The following is a 17,227-nucleotide window of genomic DNA, read 5'->3' on the forward strand; positions in this document are numbered from 1 at the left end:
TCTAGCTGCGGATTTCATTCCAGAGCTGCACCCACTGGTCGTAGTTCTTCACGCTCTGCCACATATTGATTTGCGAATGCAGCGACAGGTCATCCATGAATAGCTCGTGTGCTTTTTCCTCACCCACCGCTTCCGCGCCCAGCGTCGTTGCGCCAGAGTAGCCCGTCACGTCTATCACGCCCTTTTGCCCGTCGCCACTGAGGATAAAGTCAATCCACTGATAGGCCGCTTCCGGGTTTTTGGAATTCTTGGAAATCATCCAGGAATCTGTCCAGCCCGTCAGCTTGCCCTGGGGACTGACGGAGCCAATAGGATAACCCTCGTTGCTGAGTTGGGTATAGGTCAGCGGCCAGGCGTGAGCCATCACAATTTCGCCCGACTGAAACAGGTTGGCCAGTTCGCCTGCTGTCGTCCAGAATTTGCGAATGTGGGGGCGCAGTTCCAATAGCTTGGCTTTCACTTCGGCGAGATCTTCGTCGGTAAGGTTGTAGGGATTGGCTTTGCCCAGCCACAGCGCCACGTCAGCAATGGTCATAGGGTTATCGGGCAGGGCGATTTTGCCAGAATATCTATCGTCAAATAAGATATCCCAGGACTTCGGCGCGGGTTTTACTTGTTTGGTGTTATAAACCAGCACGTTGGGTCCCCAGGCAAAGGTTACGCCGTAGGGCTTGCCGCCGAAGGTGTTCCACTTGCCGTCCTGAAATGACTCGAATACAGCGCTGTAATTTTGCAGCTTGCTGGTGTCGATGGGGCGCACCAGGCCTGCTTTGTAGAGCCGCTCGGTGATGTCGCCCGATGCGGAGACCAGATCATAATTTTTGCCGCCGCCTGCGCGGAACTTGGCGAACATTTCGTCGCTCGACCCAGCGTAGGTGGCTTTGATCGTGCAGCCGGTTTCTTTTTCAAAAGTATCGGCAAAAGACGAGTCGGTGTAGCCTTCCCAGACGATTGCCGTGAGGGTGCAGCCTGCGGCTTGGGCAGGTTGGGCAGGGCCCCACAGCGACGTAAAGCCCAGAAGCCCAATTAAAACTGCGGTGATGATGCGATGCAGCATTTTTCTAATCTCTTGGTTATTCCTCTGACTGTTTAGTTTGCTTGCAATTCGGTTTTCAAAGTCCAGACTAGGCAAGAACCGCTCGTCAGGGTGTGCCTGGCGGCACAGATCGCTTGCGCCAGCCAATTCCATAGTGTATCGCTGGGGCTTGGGCAACGTGGGGCTTGTGCAGCATTCTGTAAGAATTGGGCGACCTGGATTGTGGAACTGGTCTGCAGAACTGGTCTGTAGAACTGGTCTGAGCCGGGGTTCTGGAGTTCCGAGCCAACAGCCTTGGGGGATATCCCCCAAACCCCCTTTTGCAGGGGACGAAGCGTCCCCCACACCCCCTCCTAAGGGCGTGTCAGTGTGTCCGAGAGGTTGCTTCACATTGCATGAGTGATAGAGGCGATCGCGCAGCGTCTCTCCAAAGAATCGCGCAGCATCTCTAAGGAGAATCTTTCAGGTTTGTGTCACGACAAATCCAGTCGAATCTGGCACAGACAGTATCTCGACTGCATCGCCGAAACCGAGGTCGGAGGGGGTTTGGGGGGACGCACTTCGTCCCCCAAGCGGGGGTTTGGGGGGGAAGCTCCCCCCAAGGCTGTTGGCTCGGCACCCGGAGCCTTCTCTACTGTCCCAAAACCACCCGCTCAACCTCCATTACCCGATGGGCATACTGCTCCTGAGTCAGCACCGGCGCATCTATAAAGGGATTTGCGGCCCGTCCAACGGGAAGCTCCACATCAATCCAGGATTTGCAGCCGCCGTAGGCCTCTTGATAAGGCAACGTGAAAGATTCTGGGAACTGATGCACGCGCAGCAGCAGGACGTAGAGCGGCTGCTGAGGCTTCCATTTCAGCCGTTCTGTAGCTAGGGCGTTTGTCCAAATATGAAACGGCAGCAGCGCCTCAACGGTTTCTGCGGTGGTGATTTGAAAGATGTGGGTGATATCGGCCCAGGCGCAGAGGGTTACGGTGTTGGGATGCCAGCCGGAGGGGACAGGCTGCACTCGGTCGGCGTAGGGTGGCTTGAGCAGGTGTGGCTGCTGATGTTCATAGGTGGGATAGAGCAGCACGCGAGACTGGGCCACGCTGAATCGTCCGCCCGTTTCCCGGATGCCGCCTTTTCGCAACAGCAGAATGGTGTCGCCGCTGAGCAGGGCTTCGATGGCGATCGCCCATTCCTTGAGCGCTGCAACCAACGATCTAGCACTCTCTGAAGAAGAGTCTGAAGAAAAGTCTAAAGAAGAGTCTGGACTTTGGGAGGTGGAATTTTGGGGGACGTTCAGGCGGGTCATCGGCAGCACAGCGAGTGAGGACGGGAGGCGGCTTTGTGCTTAATCTAGCGCGTTGGGCGAGGCAGTGCGTCATGAAGTCCTGGGGCGATCGCCCGCTTTAGCCGCTTTAGAAAGAAACTTCGTAGAAACATGCAGGATTGCACCCTGAGCGGCTAAAGTTGTGAGTAGCCTTGCAAATCAGGCTGTAGCCTGGGTTACACCCAAAGGTATTTCCTGGTTCTGCAATTTTCTTCGGCTATTCGTGTTCGTCTACGGTTGTCCCCAATCCCCCCACCATTTGTCCACTCACTGAGCGACCTGCTTCCTATGGAACCTGAATCCAGCCCAGCTTTGACAGAAGAAGTTATCGAAGCGACCAGCCATCTGGATGTCGTTGAAACTGTGATTTCCAGCCTGCAAGAAGACCAGAGCGCGATGGTCAGCCGATCTGACCAGGGCAATCTGTGGAAGTTTAAGTATGGCAGCGTAGAGGTGTTTGTACAGCTTACGGGCGAAACAGATGACGATATACTCGCCGTCTGGTCACCCGTACTGAATTTGCCGGCCAAAAATGAGCTAGAACTGATGCGAAAGCTGCTGCAACTGAATTGGACAAGCACGTTCGAGTCGCACTTCGCGATTATGGACAATCAGGTGGTGGTTGCGGCGCAGCGCACCGTAGCGGAACTGTCGCCTGGCGAGGTGTCACGCAACATCACGATGGTGGCTTCTATTGCCGACAGCTACGACGAGATTCTTCAGGCTGAGTTTGGCGCTTGAACCTGGGCGGTTCCCTCGCCATGAACGCGAACTACAGGGATTCTCGCCCCGTCTGGCGGCTCATTCCACTGATGAGAGCAGATGGCGCGACGCAAATGGCAATCGATCGCTGGCTGTTCGAGCAACATACCCAGGGCTTGCATCCGCCGACGCTGCGGTTTTACACCTGGGAACCGATCGCCCTTTCCCTTGGCTATCATCAGCGTCAGATCCCTGAACACTGGCGATCGCTCACTTACCAGGAGCAGCCCATCGATCTAGTGCGTCGTCCCAGCGGCGGCCGTGCGGTGCTGCATCAGGGCGATCTGACCTATGCCGTCATCACGTCGGGGCTGGAGCCCAGCCGCAAAGCCGCTTATGAGAAAATCTGCGCGTTTTTGATTGAAGGCTGGCGATCGCTCGGCATTTCGCTCCACTACGGCAACGCCGGACGCGGCTACATCCACAATCCCCACTGCTTTGGCACGGCCACCAGCGCCGATCTGGTCACCGACAGCGGCTACAAGCTTGTTGGCAGCGCTCAACTGCGGCGCGGCGAGTGCATTTTGCAACATGGCTCCATGCGCCTCTGTCCCGACTTCGACCTGTCTTGTCAGGTTTTTGGCACAGCGCAAACAACCGATGGAGTGATCAAATCTGCCATCGGTGATCCGCCTGACCTCGCCGCTATCATCGCTGTTCTGGCAACCGCAGCAGAACAGTGCTTTGGCATTTGCCTTGTTGCACAGCCCATCACCAGTGCCGAATGGCGGCAAATCGACGCACTGAAAATTGACGCTCTGGGCGATACCCGTCAGAATTTTCGCCAAAGCCTGTAGGGTTGCGACTGAACCCAGCCCGCCACTTACACGCTTGCTACGGAGAGGCGATCGCCCTTGGACTGACCCAGCAAGAGCGATCGCCCGTTTCCCCTCGCCATGCGAGAACTAAGACCAGCCCTAGAACTTGTGCGCGTGCAATACCTCCGCATCACAGAGATAAGCAATACCTGAATAATCGTCAAAAAACTTCGTTGCAACGGTGTCTGCGATGTTGAGAGCCATATCCCGACTGGCGGTAAGCACCTCAATCTTGATATTCGAGTAGACATCGCTAACGGTCGGTTGTCCCGACGATCGCACGTTGCGACTGCCCTTTCCACCAGCGGGCATCACCGTATAGCCAGCGGCTCCGGCTTCATCGATAATCTGGGTAATTTGCTTTAACAACAATTTCTCTGTAACGATGACGAGTTTGCTGGCTTTCTGAGTCATGGAACCTACCTCCTAAAAGCGTCTTGCCGCAAAAATCAAAGAAAAGAGTCTATGATTTTTCCCTAAACCATATCATTGAGTTTATGACAAAGATACCCCTTATTGCGGAAGGTTGACTCAGATTAGCGAAAACATTCCATAAAAACCGCTTATCTATTAGCGCCACTTATGGAATCTCAGGAAAACTAGTGCGTGGGTTCTAGATCCCTTGAAAAAATCGATGATCTCGATTGATATTAACCAGTCAATAACCAGTCAATATTAAGAATCACTACGCAAAAGGAAAACTTATGACACAAATTTGAAATGTGATGCCATGTCCACGTTAAGGGATGCAAAAATCTGTCGATTCTAGGATAGACTTGAGTCCATGCAGATTTGAGTCTTAATAGATGAAAGTCTATGAAAAACGATGCAAGATAGCTATCGCCGTCCGAAGTCTTTCGGAGGTCTACCCTCTCTGAGCAGCCCGTCGGCAGGTTCTTGCATAGTGCCTGTGCTGTAGGGGTGAAGCGGTTCACGCCTACTTTTTTCAACCTTTTGAACTCACCTGTCATCATCATGACTCCTCGTTAGAGGACGTGGAAGGAGGTACCTGTGGATTTCTTGTCCGGTTTCTTAATGCGTTTCGTGGCACAGTTGCAGTCCCCGACGCTCGGTTTTCTAATTGGCGGCATGGTTATTGCTTCCCTCGGGAGCCAACTGCAAATTCCAGATGCAATTTATAAATTCATTGTCTTCATGCTGCTCATGAAGGTGGGCCTGAGCGGCGGCATTGCAATCCGCGAGGCCAATCTGTCGGAAATGTTATTGCCTGCAATGTTCGCCGTAGTGATGGGGATTCTGATTGTATTTATTGGGCGCTACACGCTCGCCAAGTTGCCAAACGTTAAAGTTGTGGACGCTGTTGCCACTGCGGGCTTATTTGGCGCTGTGAGTGGTTCGACCCTCGCCGCCGCCTTGACGCTGTTAGAAGAGCAAGGCATTGAGTACGAAGCTTGGGCAGGGGCCCTGTATCCTTTTATGGATATCCCCGCGCTCGTGACGGCAATCGTTGTAGCTAGCATTTATCTCAGCAAGCGGAAGCGCGATAAATATTATTTCAGTGAGGACTATGTCAGCAAGCAGTCCGTGGCTGTCGGTGGGTATGCCGACGAGATCAGCGGCCCTGCAAGCAGGTATCCCCGTGGGTCGGGCATTACTGCGGCCGGATATCCGAAAGATCCGGATGCCGCCCCAAGCAAGCGGGTCAGGATTTGGCCCATCGTGAAGGAAAGCCTCCAGGGTTCGGCGCTCTCGGCGCTGTTGCTCGGTATCGCTTTGGGCATCCTAACCCGCCCAGACAGCGTCTTTGAAAGTTTCTACGAGCCTCTCTTTCGGGGGCTGCTGTCTATCCTGATGCTGGTCATGGGAATGGAGGCTTGGTCCCGGCTTGGCGAACTGCGTAAGGTAGCTCAGTGGTACGCTGTCTATGCCGTAGTGGCTCCACTGGTGCATGGGCTAATCGCCTTTGGTCTTGGCATGATTGCTCACTTTGCAACAGGGTTTAGCCTCGGCGGTGTTGTGATCCTGGCCGTCATTGCCTGCTCTAGTTCCGACATTTCGGGACCGCCCACCCTGCGAGCGGGTATCCCCTCAGCCAATCCCTCTGCCTACATCGGCGCGTCTACGGCCGTTGGAACGCCAGTGGCGATCGCCCTTGGCATACCGCTTTACATTGGTCTTGCCCAAGCGCTCATGGGTGGCTGATTCCTGCCGAGTCGTGGTCTGCCGGTGTCCGTTTGACCCGGCGACCAACGCAGCGGCTATGCTGAAGCCTGGGTTTTCCAGTCAAATTTTATGTGCCAGTATCTTTTGGCGATCGCCCTTCATCTCCTTGCATCCGCACCTTTGGGCGATCGCCCTTCATCTTCCCAGCACCAACACCGTTGGGCGATCGCCGTGAATGTTGCTGAGCACAGAGTCGCCCTCTTTTCCCCGGCTTCGACAAAACCCAGGTCAAACTCATCCAGTCTGGTTCGGAAGTCACCGTCGAAGCGGGAGACCAGCGCCGCAACATTTCCTTGCGGCCCGAACTCAGCGGCCGCTAGGTAACGGGCGCAAAGTTTCAGGACAGCTTTTTGATTATTTCGTTTTAGGGTTGGCTCTAAAGTGCTGCGCTCTGAGTCGTTTTCTGGATGGTTGGGTTGATCAACCAAAACTCTCGGTCAAATAGAAGGAAGAGTCATGGTCGCTTCCGACAAACATAAGGTCAGTACTTCCTTCTGTCTCCACAAGATGCCCTTTGGCGATGCTGCGGTTTAGAACGCGGATTAGCTGCAATGGGGAAAGGGACTCAAGCTCCACGAAATTTCCTGATGCAAGCCAGGCAAGTTCGGCTTTTGATAGAGCTTGCTTAATTGGAGCTGGCAACTTCGCAGCGGCCTGGGCCATCTCTTTAGAGTTGCGGATAATAAAGTCGCGCCGTGCTGACAAAACTTGTTTTGGCAACAAACCAATGTCGATGATTGTGATGTCGGAGTTTTGAAACCAGTGGGGACTGGTCTGCAACTGATGTGCCAGCGATACCCCCTTAGGGCTGCAATCGTGGAAGGCAAACACCGTCAAGTCTGGATTGCGCCGCAGCATTTGCATGACGGTGCCAAAAATCGGTTGGGGGTAGCCATTGATGCTCAAAATGGCGCAGTTGTTTTCAAAGTGAACGTTGTTGCTAATCAGCATTTGGGCGATCGCATCGCTCTGGCAGACCACTAGCCGGTCGAAACTATAGGCTGTGACTTGGGAGTTAAGAACATCCACCTGCTGGCTTGAGGTCAAAAGCTGCTTGGGGGACGGCAGCATCTTCTCAATGGGGCCGTTGGCTTGAGTCCACTGATCCAGCCACTTGGTCAGGTCGGTACTACTAAATCGGAAGACTTCTGGAATTTTGGCAGCTTTTCGCTTTTGAAAAAAACCTAACCAAAGCGCTGTGATTGCAACAAGTGCTGTGACTCCAAACTCAAGAACTCCAAACTCAGTAATTAGAACTCCAAACACAATAATTGAGTTTTTCCAGACAGCGAAGACAAAGGCGACGACCGCAAGGAAAGCGCCTATAACTTGCATCATAGTTGCAGATGTTCGACGGCCCTTAGTAGGGACTTTTGGGCTATTGCTATATCGATATAAACCAACAATCCATAACAAATTATAGATTGTGAAAAGTGCAAGAAATATACTCCCTTGAACCATAGAGAAGTTATAGAGGCTGGCAAGCTCAAATAAAACAGGAGTCCACATAAGAGGAGTCACCATGAGAACGATATAGAAAAAAAGACGACCAGTAAAAGGGTAGATGTCACGTCGCTTTAACTTTTGATCAAACCAATAGTAAAACTGCTGCGGCGTGAAGTAGAGGGTATTGTTGGCAGCAAGGTCGGCAATTGCCTTAGCAAAAAAGCCATCTGTAAATTTGAGACTTCCCATTTGGGTTGGCTCAAAGGCAAACGGATGCTGGCATTTTGGGCAGCGGTAATTGTTGCCACTACGCTCTCTATAGTTGCTGTCTGTACCGCATTGAATACATTTCATGGGGCTTCTCCTTGCAAAAAACCTGAGTTATGCAAAAACCTGGTTGCTGATCAGGACTTGATAATCTTCTCGCTGGCGAATCAGTCGGTGAGAGCCGCCCTCCAGCAGCACCTCCGCTGGGCGGGGGCGATGCAGGAAATGGGAGGACATGGCATATCCGTAGGCCCCTACATCGAGAATGGCTAGGATATCGCCGGTTTCAAGTTTGGGCAGTGGGCATTGCCGACCGAGATAGTCGCGGGAGTAGGTAGTGTTTCCACAAACATCCGTGGAGTAAAGGGTTGGAGTGTGGGCAGGGCTGAGGGAGCAGATTTCGCGGTAGCCGCCATGCACTGAAGGAACCGATAGGTTGGCTACAGTTGTGTCAGTGCCCACAATCTGGCGATCGCCCTGCCACTTGACCGAAACCACGCGCGTGAGCAAGGTAGCGCATCCGGCGATCGCGGCTCTGCCCGGCTCAATCACCAACTCAATGGGTCGGTTGAGCTTCTGCAAGGCTTGGGTCATTGCAGCACCAAAGGCTGGCCAGTTAAACGCGGCTCCGCCATGCCGATAGGGATAGCCAAAGCCACCGCCAAAGTCGAGATAGCGCCAGTCGGGTAAAGTTTGGGCAATGTCAATTACGCGGTCGATTACTTGGGTAAAGGCTTGGGTAGCATTCGTGCCGGTGCCGCGATAGAAGTGAACCCCCGTGAGTTGCAAGCCCCACTGATGGGTGAGGGCGATCGCCGCTGGAAATTCTTCAGGACGCACACCAATGCGGCTCTCTCCGGTTAATTCCGGCACATTCAGGCGGAGGCCCAAGCGCAGACGCTCGGGTTCACTCAACGCTATTCCCGCACCGTAAACTTCGCAGCAAAGCTCCAGTTGTGCCAGGCTGTCTAAATTAAGCGTTGTCACGCCCCAGTCTCGCAGTTGCTGCATTTCCGCAGCATTGAGATTGCTGCCGCTATAGACGATGTGGGCCGGGTGAAAGCCGGCTTTCAGCCCCAAAAACACATCGCCTGGGGTGTTGGCATGGAGTCCCCACCCCGCCGCTCGAATCATTTGCAGCAGGGCCACATTGCCATTGGTGACGCTGGCAAAGTGAAAGTGGGTTTTGGGATACTCAAAGGCTTGCGTAATGTGATGCAGGGTACATCGCAGGCGATCGCCCTCATACACATACAGCGGTGACCCATAGGTCTCCAACAAGTCTTGAGCCAGCGTGGGATTGTGGATTAGGAATTCTGCCATTGGTTTAACCTTCTCCAAAGTTGAGCAGGAAGCCAGAAGGGATGATTCCAGGAATGGGGAAAATCTGCCTCCTTAAGCATGGCTTTGCGCCAGGCTTGCCACATGAGCAGTAGCCACAGGCACTCACCAATCCGCCGTCCCTGAATTGGGCCCCCCAGGGAACCTGAGACAATGCGAGTGGCAATGTCGGGCTGTAGGTGGGCTTGGGCTTGTAGAACCGCCGGATTGAGCCAAAGGCCCAAGTCGTGCCATAGGTCGTTGAAACACCAGAGGGTTAAGGGAACGCCCATGCCGCGCTTGGTGCGCCAGACGATTTCAGGGGGTAGCCAGTTCTCAACAGCTCGCTTGAGGATGTATTTCTCGCAAGAACCTTGCAGACACAGTTCATTAGACAGGCGAAACGTCCATTCCGCCAGCGACACATCACAGAAGGGCGATCGCACGCGCAAGCCGTGGGCAAAGGCCAAAGCCGTCGCGCGGGGCTGAATATTTTGGGCCCCCTTGAGCATCAAATTTGCCCGCCGCAGCCGATGCAGAATGGCGGTTGAGAACTGAGGATCGAGCGCCTCTCGCAGCCAATTCACTGGGTTTGGCAGGTCGTGCTGGGTTAGGAAATCTGGCTGAAAAACGTGATGTTCATACCCTGCAAGCCGATGAAACGTTTTCAGATATTGCTGATAAAAAGCGGCTTCTGGAGATGGGTCGTTCGGTGCCAGACAACTGTAAACACCTGCCGCAATCAGCGGTTTGTTTGTCCACCCCGCAAACAACTGATCGCCGTGTTCCCCATTGAAGATCACTGAGGTGTCCTGGGCGGCTCGCTGCTTTAGCAGAAACAGGGGAACCGTCACCCCATCACCAAAGGGCAAATCCAGTGCTGCGGCAGTGGGGGCGATCGCCCGGCGAATCCGCTTTGCGGAGGCATCGACCGTGACCAGCGGAATGCTTAGGTAATCGGCTACGCACCTGGCATAGTCCAATTCTGACTGTTCAGGAACGCCGAAATCAAGGGAGTAGGCCGTCACCCGCACCCCCAGTTGCACCAGCAGCGCGGCAACGATGGAGGAATCTAATCCTCCTGACAGCAGCACACCAACGGGTTCGTCCTTCAGGTCGGCAGTCTGGCGGCAGATGGAATCTTTGAGGAGAGTCTGGAGCGATCTAACCGCCGTCGGCTCATCGTCAATTTGGTCGCCTGCCTCCTGCCATTCCTGCGATCGCCCCTGGGCCCATTGCAGTGTCCCCGTCTCGTCTAATTGCCAGGTCTGCTGCATCCCTGCGGGGACAGCCTGGATGCCCTGAACGGGGGTCAGGGGCGTAGGCACGTAGGAGAAGCAGGTGTAGGCGTGGAGGGCGGCTGCGTTAATGTCTATAGGCGACCCCGCCAGCAAAAGCTGCAATCGAGACGAAAACCAGAGAACCTGCTGTTGCTGCTGCCAGTAGAGGGGCACTCGTCCAAAGCGATCGCGCCCTAGTTCCAGTCCTACGCTGCCATCAGGACATTGCACCAGCCTTACCCACGCGTCAGGAAAGAGAGAGCCATCCGGTTGCAGATGGGTCAAAATTCCGCCCGCACAGAGGGCAGCTCAGTAGGAAGAAGAGTCGTAGGAAGAAGATTCGGAGCGTGAGGCGGCGAAGGAAGGAGGGCTGTGGGCAGAATCCAAAGATGAGTTCGCCTGGGGAGTGAGATAGGCGATCGCCCAGCCCCAGGAGTTACGAGCAGCAGACTCTCTAGAAAGAAAAGCAGATTGTCCCCAACAAATCTCTGCTTGGGGGAGAGATAGCTTCTCCAAATGCTGTGCTAGCAGACTTTTCAGGACATCCGGCGGCTTCCAACCCCAGCAACCGATAAACGAGTGAGGTTTCTCCACTGGTGGGGCAAACTTCCACGCTGACATACCTACTGCACTTGAAACTGGGCACTTTCTAGGGGGCGATCGCCCAAAAACATTTCCACAGTCCAGGTTCCGGCGGTCGTGCCAGAACCCAGCGGCATTCGACAGTACGTGTTCCAAACAGGGGTTGTAATCTGCTTAGTTTCATATCGGTTCTGCTTCACAATCACCCCGGTTGGATCAGTCCAGTTACAGCTCAGCGTGAGGCGATCGCCCACCGGAGCCTGCGCCAGCGTCACTCGATAAACAACCTCCGGCGATTGCTGTCGATTCACCACCGTCAGATTGCTGCCATCATCTTGCGTCAAGGTAAGGCGGTCTTGCGCCGCAGTTACCTGAGACATCTTCGCCTGCCGTTGCTGAAACCCGAAGAATACTGCCGCAATTGTAGCCAGGACAATTGTTCCAGCAATCCAGTAAATACGACGCAAGTTCTTCTCATAACTATCTTGGTCTAGCCGTTGATTAACCCGCACAATCGCCTCATCCACTAAGTCGGCTGGCAGGTTCAACTCCTCCAATACTTGTTTAACCTCTTCCCGGCTTAGTGTTGATTGCTCTTCCTTTTTCATTCGCTCAACTTCTTCAATAATTTGCTGAAGTTGAGCGTTTGTGATTCCAGAAGTCATAACACCTCCAAAAGGCTAATCAATTGGGGTATATCGGATAACAAGCGTGAACACATGAACACTTAAAAGAAGGCAACCTTCATAAACGATTCAGATTGCTGAGGAGTGATTGACATAACCTCCATGGGTAACCTGAAACTAGCCAAACATCTAACACCCTTGTGCTATTCCCTAGGTCAGTCTTTGGGCTACAACTTCTTAACAACTCCTTAGAAGATGCATTTTTCCCTTTAACGCAGGTGGCTAGATCAACTGTCTAGGTTTAAGTACTAGACGCTAATCTTTAGACTACATATAGACTACATACCCGTAAGCGTATACATTTTGACTTCACATGGAGCAGTTTGCCCCTAGCTATGCTTTTCCTCAAAGATCGGTTCCAGTCTTTTTTCCAACCCTCACTCCATAAACTTCCCGCATTTGCCCCTCAACTCGCACCCGCCTGGAAGATTGCTTTTGGGTCAATCGAACTCCTGCCAGAAAAACCGGCCTGGCAAGATGGCAGTTTTGCCTTTTTCGCTTCACACCCGTCTGCTCCATCCTCCGCAAACCTGATTCCGGTCTTCAGCCCCTCAAGGCGCTGGGTCGTCATTGGGACTGTTTGGTTGTGTCAGCCAGCCCCTTTAGCCGCACAGCTTGGGCTAACTAGGAAGCCAGAGAGTGACTTACATCTGGTTGCCCAACTCTGGGAGCGTCTTGGCGCAGAAGATGCCTTGGCTCCGTGGCAGCAATTTACAGGAACGTTCGCCCTTGCGGTCTACGATCGCGATCGCCAAACGTTGACCCTTGGCCGCGACCCCGCTGGTGTGCAGACCCTCTATTACACAACCGATGGAGCCACTCGCTGGATTGCCCCTCGCATGCGATCACTCCTGCCTTATCACAACCGAGCGATAGACGAGATTGCCCTGCGGGACTACCTCTGCTGTGCCTTCGTCCCTGGCGATCGCACCCTTTGGAAAGGGGTACGAAAGCTGTCTCCTGGAGCAACGCTGCGACTACCAAACGACCAAATCCAGCCCTACTGGACATTGCAGGAGCGAATAGTTGGAGAAGCAGAGTCTATTGAATGGCACAGTCAGAGATTGCGACACCTGTTAGAAGAAACGGTGAAAGATGCCCTGCCTAACCATGAACCCGTCGGCTGCTTTTTATCAGGGGGCATTGACTCAAGCTGCGTGACAGCCCTCGCCTGTCAACTTCACAATGCGCCTGTGCATACATTTTCCATTCACTTTGGTGAGCAATATCCTAATGAACTGGAATTCTCGTCACTAGTTGCCCAGCATTGCCAAACCCATCACCACATCCTTCAAATTTCTTTGTCTGACCTATGGGCATTCTTGCCTGAAGCCATGGCGCACTTGGATAATCCCATTGGCGATCCGCTAACGGTTCCAAATCTTCTGCTAGGTCGGCTGGCAAAGCAGTTCGTGAACGTGGTTTTGAATGGTGAAGGGGGTGATCCATGCTTCGGCGGCCCAAAAAATCAGCCCATGCTGATCCAGAGTCTTTACGGCAGGTTTAACCAACAAGACGCGGTTCAAGCCTACCTCATCAGCTTCCAAAAGTGCGCCGTTGAGTTGCCGCAACTGCTCAAGCCAGAAATATGGCAAGCAGTGCGGTCAGAACCCTACTACTTTGAGGGCTGGCTGAATTCAGACCTGCATTATCTGAACCGTCTGATGGCGATCAATATCCGCTTCAAGGGGGCAGATCACATTCTGACAAAGGTCAGTAACCTGACGCGAGCGGTTGGTTTAGAAGGGCGATCGCCCTTGTTTGATCCGCGAATGGTTGATCTGAGTATGCAAATTCCACCAGAACACAAGCTCTCTGGCATTCAGGAAAAAGCTGTCCTCAAGCAAGCAGTTGCAGATTTATTACCCGATGTCATTGTAAACCGCCCCAAAAGCGGCATGATGGTGCCGGTGCAGATTGGGTTTCAAAAACACTGGCAGCGGGAAGCGCGGGCTTTGCTATTAAATCGGAAAGCAGCCATTTCTCCTTATCTTAATCACGCTCTGATTCAAGATTGGCTTACCTACCAGGGTGATACTTGGCGACGCTATGGCGTGAAACTCTGGTTGCTGGCAAGTTTGGAGAGTTGGCTCCAGGTACACCAACTCTAGCAGAGCTTCAGGCCCTGCTAGAGAAATTTGCCGTTTCTGACGTTGACGCTCTGGATCGCCGATCTCTATTTTCCTTGCTCCGGCAACATGCACTTGTCGCTGTCGCAGCCAGCGGGCCCCGCTTCGATTAGCTCGCCAGAGTCGTATCGGGCCAGCGCGGCGTAAAAGTCAGCCGTGCGCTGCCGCTCCTGCACCTCACGCTGGAGCTTCAGATACGTAGCCCGATCGATCTTCTCGAAGGGCAGCCGGGGGAACGGCGCATTGAACCGGGCCAGCAGGGCAGCGCTGATGTAGCCCTGATCCTGGGCGATCGCCCCATAAATCGCCTGGGCCAGTGGCTCGATCTCGTCTTCGTTTAGCTCGATGGTGGCGCTGGTGTTGTGGGCGGTGTAGTGCTGCTGCACCTGCATATAGAAATCAAACTGAGCCAGAGCGCTGAATTTTTCGATTTCGATTTCGTCGGCTCCAGGTAGGTTTGCCCAGGGAACCTCCACGGGAATTTCCACCAGCCACTCGGTGCAGCGCGGGTCAAACGGGTCGTTCAGCAGGTTGCCGTCGTCGTCTTTGTCAGACTGCGACGGCACAATGCTGTAGCCATAATCCAGGCAGGCCAGCGCCACGGGATCATTCTTGCGGAAGGTGATGCGGCGGATGAAGCGCTGGGCCTTGGGCGGATGCCAGCCGGGAGACGCACCCGTCAGCAGGGATTTTGTGCCCGCAGGCTGGACGGTGGTGCAGCGGTTGGGGCGGCGAAGCTGATGGCGATCGCAATAGTCCCACACCACGCGATGCACCACCTCTTTCCAATAGCTCAGGTATTGCTGCTCCTTCTCCTTAAACTCCAGACCTTTCACCGTGTCGGGGCGGCCCTGCGCCCACCAGCGCAGCCACTCTACGCCAAACGCCTGCACAAAGAAATCAAACAACCCAGTGAAAGACACGCCCACGATCGGGTCTTCCTCCCGCGACTGCTGGTAGCGGGGTTCAACAAAACGATGATTGAGCAGTGCTGCGACGGACAATGCGCCAGCGGTAAACGCCTCCTCCTGCTGCTTGAAGTCTGACGGATCAAGCTGATTTAGGTGAACTTCCGCTAAGTTGCAGTGGAAGTTTTCGCCAATGATTTCTCCACAGTTGTGGGCAACCAACCCGTTAGCATCGAAGCAGGACGGGCCGGGCACGGTGCAGTCATACACTGCTTCTGTCCCGTCTGCTTCCAGCGCAGCGACCGTCACCGCAAACCGCTCACGGTTAAGTTGACGCTTGTAGCCCTTGAGCGCCTCCTCCAGCTTTTGGGCTTTTCGGGGTTCCTGAAACCCGACCAACTTCTGGAACTGGTGTAAGTTGTCTTTGGCAATGACCAACTCGTGCTGGGCTTTGCAAGCGTAGGGCGCAGGTTGGCGATCGCGATCGGGCAGTAGACGATAGCCAGCAGAACGGCGATTTTCGTACAGAGTCGCAATGATGCCGAGTCGAGCCAGCATCCGCTGCACTGCTTTCAGGGTGTTCAGATTGCTCTGCGCCAGCCGCACACTGACTCCTTTAATCTGATCGCCCTGGACGCTGCCATCAGCATCAAATAGCCCGCGCAGAAAGCCTCGATGAAATTCGTAGCTGGTTGCTTCCAGTGCCGCCGTCATCTGCTTTTGCCCTGGCTTCATGCCAAACTGGGCCGCGAGTTTCGCCAGTCCTGTGGAGTTAATTACCCGGTGCTTAAGCTGGGCATGATAGTGAGCTTCGGGCGTTATCGGTTCGTAGCCAACGGCGGTCTTCAGAAGCTGGATTGCGTGCTGGCTCATCTCTGCTTGCGATGCTTGCCAGTAGCGCAGCACGGCGGTGTCACTCCACTGGGTTGTGGACAGGCTGCCGTCGCCCAGCAGGTTGCCCAAGAGCCAGCCCTCTTCCCAGGTTCCTGCACCATCCCACGGAGTCAGATCGCGGTGGTTGTGTAATAAGATGCGATCGCCCGGTTGCAGGTCTTCTGCCGCAACCCATTCGGTGTATTGCGCCTTCTGGGTCTGGGCAGTGACCTTGAGCAATCGATGGTTGCCCGTCAGCCGTAGCGCAAAGCCCTCCTGAGTAGAGAGTTTGAATACAGGCTTCGTGCCAGAGTAGAAAAATCCCTCTGGTGTGGTGCTGAATAGCTCACCGTTTACATAGGTGCTGTGCTGCTTGCCGATCAGGTCTTTGACCTGGCGCGGCCCGTCGCCTGTGTGAACCCAGGTTTCAGCAGTCACACAGGGATTCAGCCCATAGCGGCCCTCGCCCTGGGCACGACGCTCGGCCTCACCCGCCCACTGGATCGCGCCCTCGCCCGAATAGAACTGCTTGCGAACGGCATCTGTGCATTCCTCCAGCGTCGGCTTGCGGTGAAACACGCGGGTGTGGTTCGCCATGCGGAGCGCGTCGCGTTCAGGGTCGATGCGCCAGTTGCCCTCAGCATCCTGCATCCAGAGGTTGTCCTTGGCCGTTTTGGCCAACTCATCTTCGCTGTCGAACTGGCGCATCCCAGCAGAGCGGCGGATATTTCCAGCGACAACGCAGGCGGCGGCCTCGTCGATCAGCAGGCAGCACTCGATGGAGTTGAGCTGGCGGCCCAGCGCCTTGTTCAAAATCGCCGCGCATCGTTCATAAAGCTGGGGCAGTCGGATGGGATTTGCCACGCCGCCAAAGCCTTTGAGCCGTTCGCCCGCTGGACGCACATCGCTGAGGTCAATCGTAACGGTGACTTCGCCGTTAAACCGCTCATCGGTGGAGAGTTCTAGCACGGTTTGATAGGACTTGACCCAGCCCTGGCGACTGTCGCCCACGCGAATCGAGACGCGATCGCCCTCCACAGTCACTGTCGTCTCACTCTGGCGCTGGTCGGCGGGCGTGCTGCCAATGTCGCCCTGCATGTGGATCGTCAGTCGGTTGCGAATGGCGGGCAGTTGGTTGATATACTTCGGCTCCAGCACTGCGCCCGTGCCGCAGCCCATCATTGCCAAGTCCATCATCAGCCCAAAGGCTCGCCAGTCCACGACGTTGGTGCTGGTGCAGTTATAGGCTCCAGAGAAGTTTTCGGGGCGATCGGCCCAGGCCGTACCGCCCACCCACAACCAGCGACCAGAGGGCAGACTCTTGACCTGGCGCTGCATCCGGCCAAGCAGGTCGGCTTCGCTGTCGGTCAGCTTGCCCAGCTTGATGATGCCGCTGAGGGTGCGATCGCACACGTCGTCCCAGGTCTCGCGCCGCCCTTCCGCCTTTTCGCCCCGGCGGCTATAGGTACGATAAAACACAGGGTTAGCGGCGGGCGCAGACGCGGGAAAGGGACTGGTTTGGCTGGGACGTTCGATGTTTTGAACCATAGGGCGATCGCTCGTATGTATCGTGGAATGGTGTTGTGAAGTTGTGCTGTGAAAAATCTTGCAAAGGCAC

Annotated in this window: 14 protein-coding genes; 6 read left to right on the top strand and 8 right to left on the bottom strand. The window is 54.6% G+C overall.

Annotated elements, in window-relative coordinates:
* Position 1 precedes the first annotated feature (1 nt).
* The gene (locus O77CONTIG1_RS13525; protein WP_172799689.1) at positions 2-1,057 is read right to left on the bottom strand and encodes an ABC transporter substrate-binding protein; all 1,056 of its coding nucleotides are present in this window, start codon (positions 1,055-1,057) and stop codon (positions 2-4) included.
* Between the two features lie 610 nt (positions 1,058-1,667).
* Positions 1,668-2,240 carry a DUF1802 family protein gene (locus O77CONTIG1_RS13530; RefSeq protein ID WP_068511351.1) on the bottom strand — a complete coding sequence of 191 codons (573 nt, stop codon included), beginning with the start codon at positions 2,238-2,240 and terminating at the stop codon, positions 1,668-1,670.
* Between the two features lie 426 nt (positions 2,241-2,666).
* Here O77CONTIG1_RS13530 and O77CONTIG1_RS13535 point away from each other — a divergent pair, with 426 nt between their 5' ends.
* Both O77CONTIG1_RS13535 and O77CONTIG1_RS13540 read left to right on the top strand, forming a co-directional pair.
* Positions 2,667-3,095, top strand: a complete 429-nt coding sequence (locus O77CONTIG1_RS13535; protein ID WP_317134103.1) for a YbjN domain-containing protein — start codon at positions 2,667-2,669, stop codon at positions 3,093-3,095.
* 20 nt (positions 3,096-3,115) lie between these two features.
* On the top strand, positions 3,116-3,913 hold the full coding sequence (locus O77CONTIG1_RS13540; protein WP_068516562.1) for a biotin/lipoate A/B protein ligase family protein: 798 nt from the start codon (positions 3,116-3,118) through the stop codon (positions 3,911-3,913).
* Between the two features lie 120 nt (positions 3,914-4,033).
* Here O77CONTIG1_RS13540 and O77CONTIG1_RS13545 read toward each other — a convergent pair whose 3' ends face one another.
* On the bottom strand, positions 4,034-4,348 hold the full coding sequence (locus O77CONTIG1_RS13545) for a P-II family nitrogen regulator (RefSeq protein ID WP_068511355.1): 315 nt from the start codon (positions 4,346-4,348) through the stop codon (positions 4,034-4,036).
* Between the two features lie 597 nt (positions 4,349-4,945).
* Here O77CONTIG1_RS13545 and O77CONTIG1_RS13550 point away from each other — a divergent pair.
* From O77CONTIG1_RS13550 to O77CONTIG1_RS24560, 3 genes are all read left to right on the top strand, one after another.
* Entirely contained in the window at positions 4,946-6,097 is a 1,152-nt protein-coding gene (locus O77CONTIG1_RS13550; RefSeq protein ID WP_084782624.1) for a sodium-dependent bicarbonate transport family permease, read from the top strand.
* A gap of 13 nt (positions 6,098-6,110) precedes the next feature.
* Entirely contained in the window at positions 6,111-6,293 is a 183-nt protein-coding gene (locus O77CONTIG1_RS24555; RefSeq protein ID WP_156435249.1) for a hypothetical protein, read from the top strand.
* Between the two features lie 61 nt (positions 6,294-6,354).
* Positions 6,355-6,438 (top strand): hypothetical protein, encoded by an 84-nt coding sequence (locus O77CONTIG1_RS24560; RefSeq protein WP_317134263.1) that lies wholly within the window; start codon positions 6,355-6,357, stop codon positions 6,436-6,438.
* A 100-nt stretch (positions 6,439-6,538) separates the two neighbouring features.
* Here the strand turns inward: O77CONTIG1_RS24560 and O77CONTIG1_RS13560 are convergent, their stop codons facing one another.
* The 4 genes from O77CONTIG1_RS13560 to O77CONTIG1_RS13575 all read right to left on the bottom strand — a co-directional run bounded on the left by O77CONTIG1_RS13560 (position 6,539) and on the right by O77CONTIG1_RS13575 (position 11,678).
* Entirely contained in the window at positions 6,539-7,918 is a 1,380-nt protein-coding gene (locus O77CONTIG1_RS13560) for a hypothetical protein (RefSeq protein ID WP_156435251.1), read from the bottom strand.
* Between the two features lie 27 nt (positions 7,919-7,945).
* The gene (locus tag O77CONTIG1_RS13565) at positions 7,946-9,154 is read right to left on the bottom strand and encodes a diaminopimelate decarboxylase family protein (protein WP_068511360.1); all 1,209 of its coding nucleotides are present in this window, start codon (positions 9,152-9,154) and stop codon (positions 7,946-7,948) included.
* Positions 9,139-10,662 (bottom strand): asparagine synthetase B family protein, encoded by a 1,524-nt coding sequence (locus tag O77CONTIG1_RS13570; protein ID WP_225894581.1) that lies wholly within the window; start codon positions 10,660-10,662, stop codon positions 9,139-9,141. The genes O77CONTIG1_RS13565 and O77CONTIG1_RS13570 overlap by 16 nt, the downstream gene beginning before the upstream one ends.
* A gap of 392 nt (positions 10,663-11,054) precedes the next feature.
* The gene (locus tag O77CONTIG1_RS13575; protein WP_068511362.1) at positions 11,055-11,678 is read right to left on the bottom strand and encodes a hypothetical protein; all 624 of its coding nucleotides are present in this window, start codon (positions 11,676-11,678) and stop codon (positions 11,055-11,057) included.
* Between the two features lie 473 nt (positions 11,679-12,151).
* Here O77CONTIG1_RS13575 and O77CONTIG1_RS13580 point away from each other — a divergent pair, with 473 nt between their 5' ends.
* The gene (locus O77CONTIG1_RS13580) at positions 12,152-13,810 is read left to right on the top strand and encodes an asparagine synthetase B family protein (protein WP_286132701.1); all 1,659 of its coding nucleotides are present in this window, start codon (positions 12,152-12,154) and stop codon (positions 13,808-13,810) included.
* 65 nt (positions 13,811-13,875) lie between these two features.
* On the opposite strand, the gene nrdJ is transcribed toward O77CONTIG1_RS13580, so the two are convergent.
* On the bottom strand, positions 13,876-17,157 hold the full coding sequence (gene nrdJ / locus O77CONTIG1_RS13585; RefSeq protein ID WP_068511366.1) for a ribonucleoside-triphosphate reductase, adenosylcobalamin-dependent: 3,282 nt from the start codon (positions 17,155-17,157) through the stop codon (positions 13,876-13,878).
* Positions 17,158-17,227: the final 70 nt, after the last annotated feature.

The organism is Leptolyngbya sp. O-77 (genome assembly GCF_001548395.1).
Taxonomy (GTDB): domain Bacteria; phylum Cyanobacteriota; class Cyanobacteriia; order Elainellales; family Elainellaceae; genus Thermoleptolyngbya.